The following is a 7,516-nucleotide window of genomic DNA, read 5'->3' as shown; positions in this document are numbered from 1 at the left end:
GAGCGAAATATGCTCCTGCGGAGGAGCCATTCATCCCCCGCTTATCGCTGGGCTAACGCCCCTTACGCGTTTGAAGCGGGGGTCTTCTGGCTCAAATAATAAATGAGTGTTTATAATAATCGCAAATGTAATTATTAAAAATATTAAACCCATCAAATTAATTAAACCGGTTCTGATGATTGCAATTATTTTGAGGTTTTTGCACCAGAACCACTTGTTTGTGTCGGAATTCTAGTATTAGTTCTATCAAACTAAAAAACACACACTTTTAGGGTGATTTCAAATAGGAACAACAGAAAGGTTTTTTATTGTACCTGTTTGTTCTTGTTTAACATATTATTCTTGTTTATATCTTGTTTATCTTGTTTACAGGAATCTAAAACCCTTGGGGGACAAGCCTTTGAAGAATTAAACCTACACATTTTTAGGGTCAAAGCACACATTTTTAGGGTTAACCTATACGTTTTTAGGGTCATATTAAAATTAAACCTACACATTTTTAGGGTCAAAGCACACATTTTTAGGGTTAACCTATACGTTTTTAGGGTCATATTAAAATTAAACCTACACGTTTTTAGGGTTAAAACACACACTTTTAGGGTCATATTAAAATTGAACCTACACATTTTTAGGGTCATAAAGTCTAAAAAACACACATTTTTTTGTTTGTGTTTTCTTTTGGGAGCTTTATACTTATAGGTGAGTAGTATACAATTTTATGGACTGTAAGGATGGTGTAGAGATGGAGGAAGGAACTAAAACACTGGTCTTTAAAGATTCGAATCTAGTTAGTAAATCCAATAGCATTATTGAAGCTTCCTACAAATTAGGCTTAGTAGAACAAAAGGTTATTGCAACTATTGCTTCAAACATCAGTCCTTCTGATAAGGATTTTCAAACATATACACTATCAGTTAAGGAGTTTACAGTATTAACTGGCTCCAAAGCGCGAAGTATGTATAGTGACATGGAGAGGATAGTAAAGAATCTTATGCAACCTTTTAGTTTCATCAACAGTGAGGGGAAGAAAACAACAATTGCTTGGTTATCGAAGGCTACATACAACACAGGTGAAGGAACAGTGACCGTTCGGTTCGATCCAGATCTAAAACCATTCTTTCTTTTATTGAATGAGAAATTTACTAGATACAGGTTGGGTAATATTATTCGGCTCCGAAGTAGCTATTCCATCCGACTATTCGAACTGTTGAAGAGTTATGAGGGGCTAACTGAGCGAACATTTACCTTAGATGATCTAAGGAGTAAGTTAGGAGTAGGTGACAAGTATCCCAAATGGATTAATTTTCGCCAAAGAATTTTGGATCATGCTATGAAGGAAATTGGAGAAAAGACCGATATTGTTTTCGAGTATACGACGATTAAAAAAGGTCCTTCTATAAATGCGGTCAAATTCAAGATTCGAAGTAATCCCAATGTCAAAATTAAAAATGAAGTCATTGAAAATAAGGTGAGTAAAGTTGTAGAAAATGACGAAGTTCTAGAGATTCAAAAGCTGGGACAAGAAATGGGTTTAAAGTTATCTAAAAAAGTAATATCAGCATGGTTGCAATACGGCCGAGAAAATGTTGTTACGTTAATGGAGAGTATTAGATATAAGTCTAGTGTTGATAATCCAATTGGCTATATCTCATCTGTTCTACCTAAATTGAAGGAAAACGAAGTAAGCGAAGAGGCTGAAAACGATATTATACAGAAGGTAGTAAGACAGGTGATAATAGAACATATTCCTAAAAAGAAAGTTCATAAGATCGACATGTTACCGGATTGGCAAATTCAATTAAATGCAATCGAGACATTTTCTAAATTTATGACAGATGCAGAAGCTTTAGATCTTTGGAATAAAAAGGGGAAAGAAATCACAAATGAAATCAACGAACAAAGGTTCAAGATGATACATTAGCAATTTGAGTTATTTCCTCATTTGCTGCTTATATTAATATCAAGGCTCTTCAGATCGTTTAACTGAAGGGCTTTTACTGTATCATTTTGGACCATGTGTAATAGATCCATTGCGGATAATGATTGTTTTATGAGTGAAGATTCACTTGCATCTCTTTTTATGAATCCCAATCTTATCAACTCCATCTCATACTTTAGACGAGAACAAAGCTAAAATGGATGCACTCCAGAAAGAAATAGATGAAATTAAATAAAATCTCAACATTACCAAAATAGGGGGAGAATATGACGGTTGGAGAGCTTAATAGTAGTGCAGATATGTTGAGCGTACTAGCACATCCTGCACGAATCGCACTTGTGAGTTTCATGCTTGAAAAGGGACCGGTAAATGTAACTTCCCTTTATGAGGAGCCTGAAATGCCACAAAGTACAGTGAGTCAGCATTGAAAGTTGCTAAGAGCATCTCAGATACACGAAAAGGCTTAGAGGTTTATTATGAGGTAAAAGATGTAAGAGTAGAGGATATTCTTAACGTGATGATTAGTGCTTAATGTGTAAAAAAATAAATTCTTGTTCACGAAGAGCCCAAAGGCACTTCCTTTGGGCTCTTCGTGAACAAGAATTTATAATTTCACATACCATAAGTTTTTATATATTTTAATTTTTAATTTGGCCATTAGAGGATTGGGAAACTTATTAGAATTTCCACAAAAACATGTGGATCAAAGGAAGAAAGCGTGAATATAAATCAGATTTATGAGATTATAAAAGTGTATAGAACTTCATTATATAGAAAGCATTAGGGAGTAATACACTTTTTCTCACTTTTGGTCTGTCGCTTGACGAGAGAGTAGAGTCATAATGAGCCGAAAAAAATTGTGCAAGGACAAAAATGATCTCCCATTCTTTGGGTGAACGGTTTAGAGAAGGCTGTTAGGGACAACAATACACGCACATGTATAAACTTCTCTGATTGTGTAAAGGTTAAACTGGAGCAATTGAAGAGTATTTGGAACATGAATCATTTAACTTTTTAATTTTCATTAGGAAGTTATAACATTTCAAGGGGGGATTTTTGATATGGGACATGAATATTTTCAAAAATATCGAGATGGGCATACCCATACTCACTTTTGTAAGCATGGTTCGGAGGAGAGGGCAGAACTCTATATTGTTGAAGCTATAAATAAAGGATTCCGTCAATATAGTTTTACAGAACATCCACCTTTACCTTTTGAACTTACACAAAAAATTCCTAATGGACAATGGCTAGTAGATGAATTAGCTATGTCAATGAACGAGTTGAAAGACTACTTTAAAATATGTAAAGAATTGAAAGAGAAGTATCGAGAGAAAATTGATATTTTAGTGGGTTTAGAGATTGACTTTATATCTGGTATGGAATCTTTCACGCGAGACTTGTTAGACAGTAATGAACTAGAGGATGGGTTATTATCCATCCACTTTCTTCCTGGTAAAAATGGTTGGAGATGTGTGGATTACTCAGCAGAGGATTTTCATGATGGGTTGGTCAAGTATTATGGCAGTGTAGAAAAAGTTTATGATGCTTATTATGAGATGGTAGAGGAAAGCATTGATGCGAATTTGGGCCCTAAAAAGCCTTCTAGGATTGGTCATCTCACTTTAATTCATAAATATCAACATTATTTAAAACCTAAAGATCCTGATTATGATAAGGAACATATAACCAAAATTCTCTCTAAGATTAAACGTAACGGAATGGAACTTGATGTAAATTTGGCAGGTCTTTTTCAACCGATGTGCAAAGAAATGTATCCTCCGATATGGGTAATAGAAGAAGCGATGAATTTGGGGATTCCTCTTGTGTATGGATCAGATTCACATAAAGTGGAACATGTGGGTAGGGGTTATGATTATTTCATTAATATAATGAATAAGTTAGTAATGAAACCATTTTAAAGAGTTTTATCAGATGAATCAGGAAGATAATATTATTATAAAATTATAGCTTTTGGAATTTATAAAAAATTCAATTAGTGGTAATTTATCCTTATAGGAAATCTGGTTCTGGTGCAAGAAATCTATTCGTTTTTTCCAACGGTCATTGTATTTGCACCAGAACCGTTAGATCCTTCCTTCGCATATGATCCCGACATTGCATCAAGAAATCAAGAAGTAAGAGAAAGCTTTTTACCAGCAGAACGAGAGGCAATAAAAAACACTAATGAAAAGTGAATTAACTGTTTCCTTGTCTACTGCATGAAGTAACACGGCTAGACTGTGATTCGGCTGCCTGAAAAGGAAGTCAACTACCCACCACTTAAACGTTAACACGTTTTGAAGTGGGGGCTTGTAAAATCCTAGTTGTCTAGTCTCAGTCTCCGGTATATGGTGAGCTATAGCGAGTGACTACGTTGGGTAAGTCAATACGGCTTTGTGTGATTCCCAAGCACAATCTGTCGTTCAGGCTCTGTAACAGTTCTGAGGGGAGGAACGGTCAACCTGAAGTAAGAAGCTTATCCAACATTGACGAAGGGAAACAAACTCTAAGGAGGGACGAAACTTGCGAGTATTCGTCAGAAATTTACGAGGAGAGCCACTTATGCCTTGTTCAACTCGTAAAGCTAGAATTTTACTAAAAGAACAAAAAGCAACCATTGTAAGATACAACCCTTTTACAATTCAGTTATCATATCCAACTGGAGAAACAACACAAGAAACAAAATTAGGAATTGATTTAGGTGCAAAGTACATGGGAGTTGCCGTTACATCCGGTGAAAAGGTTCTTGGAAAAGCAGAAATAGAGCTACGTCAAGATGTAAAAAGCAACCTGGAAACAAAGAAGATCTATAGAAGAAGCAGAAGGAATCGTAAAACACGATACAGAAGGTCAAAATTCAAGTACAAAACAAAACGCGTGTATGTAGAAGGGACAGGAAAAAAGAAAGGAGGATATCGTAAAATATCCATATCCTTCACTTCATCCCTTCCAAAAGGTTGGCTTCCACCTTCTATTCAGAGCAGAATACATAACACATTTCATTGGATAGATACCTTTTATTCATTCCTTCCAACATGTGAACTTCATATAGAAGTAGGAAAGTTTGACGTACAAAAGATGATGAATCCAGACATGCAAGGCAAGGAATATCAAGAAGGTGATACCTTTGGGTATTATGATGTACGATATTTTGTCTTTGCAAGAGACAACTACACTTGCCAGGTCTGTAAGAAAAAAGGTGACATTTTACAAACGCACCATATCATCTATAGAAGCCATGATGGAAGCCATGCAGCATCCAACTTAATTACTGTTTGCACAACTTGCCATACCCATGAGAATCATCAGGAAGGTAACATTCTTTGGAAGTGGATGGTTGAGAAGAAGAAAACCAAACGCTACAAAGAAGGACCCTTTATGAACATTCTTCGTAGAAGGATATTTGATCAGTATTCAGATGCTCACATTACCTATGGCAGCATCACTACACCAAGAAGAAAGGAACTTCAACTGGAAAAAACACATTATCATGATGCCATTGCAGCTACAGGGATAACAAACATCAAAGAAAATACGGATCACGTTCTCTACATCAAACAATTTAGAAAGAAAAAACGCTCTTTACATGAAGCAACTGCACGTAAGGGAAGAAAAGAAAAGAATATAGCAGCTACACGCAATGAAAAGAATACAAAATCAGTTGGTTTCTGGCATTTGAATGACAAAGTTTGTGTGTTTGGACAAGTTGGTTGGATTAGTGGATTTAGTGGACAAAGTTGTTATGTAAAAAACATACAAGGAGATTACATTGCAGTTCCAGGCAAATCTTATAAACAGGTGAATTTGAGTCGTTTAGAATTGATTTGCCATAATAATAACTGGCAATTCTCAGTTTTGTAGGCTTGCGCCTACCGGAAATTTATCCCCCACCTACTCGTTTGGGCTATGCCCTTCCCACTCCTTGAGGAGGGGGACTTCTTTCCGGAAAATCTGTTAAAAGCTGATTATGAAGGGCATATGCTGAAGGTATATATCCATCCTTATAATTTAAATCTGTTGCCACAAAAGGCTTTAACAACAATGGTGGAACAAACGGAGTGAATGAAAATGGAAGGTAAGTTAAATCAAACATATGAAGTAATTGAAGTATGTTTACTTGCTGGCAAAATCATGCTGCAAAGTGGGGCCGAAACGTATCGAGTGGAAGATACCATGACACGAATTGCTGCTTCGTTTGGTCTTCATGACTCTCATAGTTTTGTGACTCCAACAGGTATTATATTTTCGATTGAAGGAACGGATCCTACGAAATTTGTTAGAATATCTGACCGTTCTACAGACTTAGAAAAGGTTTCCGTAGTAAATAGTATTTCTAGAAAAATTAGTGGTGGGGAAATATCGATTAAGGATGCCCATAGTGAATTAAAACAGGTCGAAAAGGCTAATCTTTCTTACCCAATTTGGGTTCAAATTGCCGCTGCTTCCCTAGTAGGTGGCTGTTTCCTCATAATGTTTCAAGGTGTATGGCATGATTTCATTCCTGCGCTAGTTTCTAGTGGAGTAGGTTTTTCATGTTATATATACTTTCACCGCTTAGTACGAGTAAAGTTTTTTGCGGAATTTTTTGCATCATTAATAATTGGATTATTAGCCTTTTTATTTGTTGCGATTGGCTTTGGTAATGAACTCGATAAAATCATCATTGGCTCAGTCATGCCTCTCGTTCCTGGACTTTTAATTACAAACGCTGTGAGAGACTTAATGGCGGGTCATCTCGTATCAGGAATTTCGAAAGGTGCTGAAGCGTTTTTAACAGCATTTGCAATTGGAACAGGTATTGCAGTTGTTTTTTCCGTTTTTTAGAAAAGAAAGGAGGTTAGTAATGATACAACAGCTCGTTACTAGTTTTGTTGCCTCTGCAGCTTTTGGAATCATCTTTAATACTCCGAGAAAATCATTGTTAAAATGTGGATTCACTGGAATGGTTGGATGGCTATTATACGTTTGGTTAGTAAACAACCAGGTCGACAGCATTTTAGCCTCTTTAGTAGCTGCCTTTGTCATCGCAATTATTAGCCAAATCTTTGCAAAAATATATAAAACACCAATGATCATATTTAGTGTATCGGGAATCATTCCATTAGTTCCTGGAGGATTGGCGTATGATGCAATGAGGAATTTTGTAGAAAACGACTATAACTTAGCCATTCAGTATGCATCAAAAGCCTTCATGCTCTCCGGAGCCATCGCAATCGGTCTAATATTCTCCGAGGTAATCAACCAAATGATAAGAAAATATAGATAAGGTGCCTTTTTTTGGTGCTTTTTTTATCCACCCCCCGGTGCCAGGCACTTATTGTTAAATTTTTAGTGGTAGGTGGAAAGATTCAGGTACAAATATGATTTGTTAGAAACATAGATCGACTCAAGTAATGTTGATTCTCCTAGACCAAATAAAAAAGGAAGAAGTGTTTTACCTCTTCCTGTTCTTGTTATGGTTTTGTCCACTTTATCTCAAAATCAGTCTGATATACATAAATCCATTTTAAGAAATATCCTTTAATTCCGCCGTTAATCGTAGGAATTCTTCTTTATTTCTATCTTGTAATGATC

The 7,516-nt window shown here is 36.0% G+C and carries 7 protein-coding genes and 1 pseudogene; 7 read left to right on the top strand and 1 reads right to left on the bottom strand.

What is annotated here, in order from left to right; translation table 11 throughout:
- The first annotated feature begins 742 nt into the window (after positions 1-742).
- From AAHB12_RS30765 to AAHB12_RS30735, 7 genes and pseudogenes are all read left to right on the top strand, one after another.
- Entirely contained in the window at positions 743-1,921 is a 1,179-nt protein-coding gene (locus tag AAHB12_RS30765; protein WP_342048881.1) for a replication initiation protein, read from the top strand.
- 284 nt (positions 1,922-2,205) lie between these two features.
- Positions 2,206-2,471 (top strand): annotated as a pseudogene (locus AAHB12_RS30760) (ArsR/SmtB family transcription factor).
- A gap of 529 nt (positions 2,472-3,000) precedes the next feature.
- Complete coding sequence (gene hisJ, locus AAHB12_RS30755) at positions 3,001-3,861, top strand: histidinol-phosphatase HisJ (protein ID WP_342048880.1); 861 nt, start codon at positions 3,001-3,003, stop codon at positions 3,859-3,861.
- A gap of 111 nt (positions 3,862-3,972) precedes the next feature.
- Positions 3,973-4,137, top strand: coding sequence for a hypothetical protein (locus AAHB12_RS30750; RefSeq protein WP_342048879.1), 165 nt, complete (start codon positions 3,973-3,975; stop codon positions 4,135-4,137).
- A gap of 328 nt (positions 4,138-4,465) precedes the next feature.
- Entirely contained in the window at positions 4,466-5,803 is a 1,338-nt protein-coding gene (gene iscB / locus AAHB12_RS30745) for an RNA-guided endonuclease IscB (protein WP_342048878.1), read from the top strand.
- A 207-nt stretch (positions 5,804-6,010) separates the two neighbouring features.
- On the top strand, positions 6,011-6,766 hold the full coding sequence (locus AAHB12_RS30740) for a threonine/serine exporter family protein (RefSeq protein ID WP_342048877.1): 756 nt from the start codon (positions 6,011-6,013) through the stop codon (positions 6,764-6,766).
- The gene (locus tag AAHB12_RS30735) at positions 6,747-7,208 is read left to right on the top strand and encodes a threonine/serine exporter family protein (RefSeq protein ID WP_342048882.1); all 462 of its coding nucleotides are present in this window, start codon (positions 6,747-6,749) and stop codon (positions 7,206-7,208) included. Before AAHB12_RS30740 ends, AAHB12_RS30735 begins: the two co-directional genes overlap by 20 nt.
- A 240-nt stretch (positions 7,209-7,448) precedes the next feature.
- Here AAHB12_RS30735 and AAHB12_RS32055 read toward each other — a convergent pair.
- Positions 7,449-7,516, bottom strand: a 68-nt coding sequence (locus AAHB12_RS32055; protein ID WP_446715642.1) for an IDEAL domain-containing protein, incomplete at its 5' end; no start/stop codon positions are given.

It is taken from the genome of Bacillus sp. OTU530 (genome assembly GCF_038440375.1).
Note: the sequence above shows the minus strand (reverse complement) of the source record. Positions and strands in the feature narration are given on the sequence as shown.

Coding starts and splice junctions, on each gene's coding strand:
- AAHB12_RS30765 (WP_342048881.1), top strand. CDS start 743: ATGGAGGAAGGAACTAAAACACTGGTCTTTAAAGATTCGAATCTAGTT.
- hisJ (WP_342048880.1), top strand. CDS start 3,001: ATGGGACATGAATATTTTCAAAAATATCGAGATGGGCATACCCATACT.
- AAHB12_RS30740 (WP_342048877.1), top strand. CDS start 6,011: ATGGAAGGTAAGTTAAATCAAACATATGAAGTAATTGAAGTATGTTTA.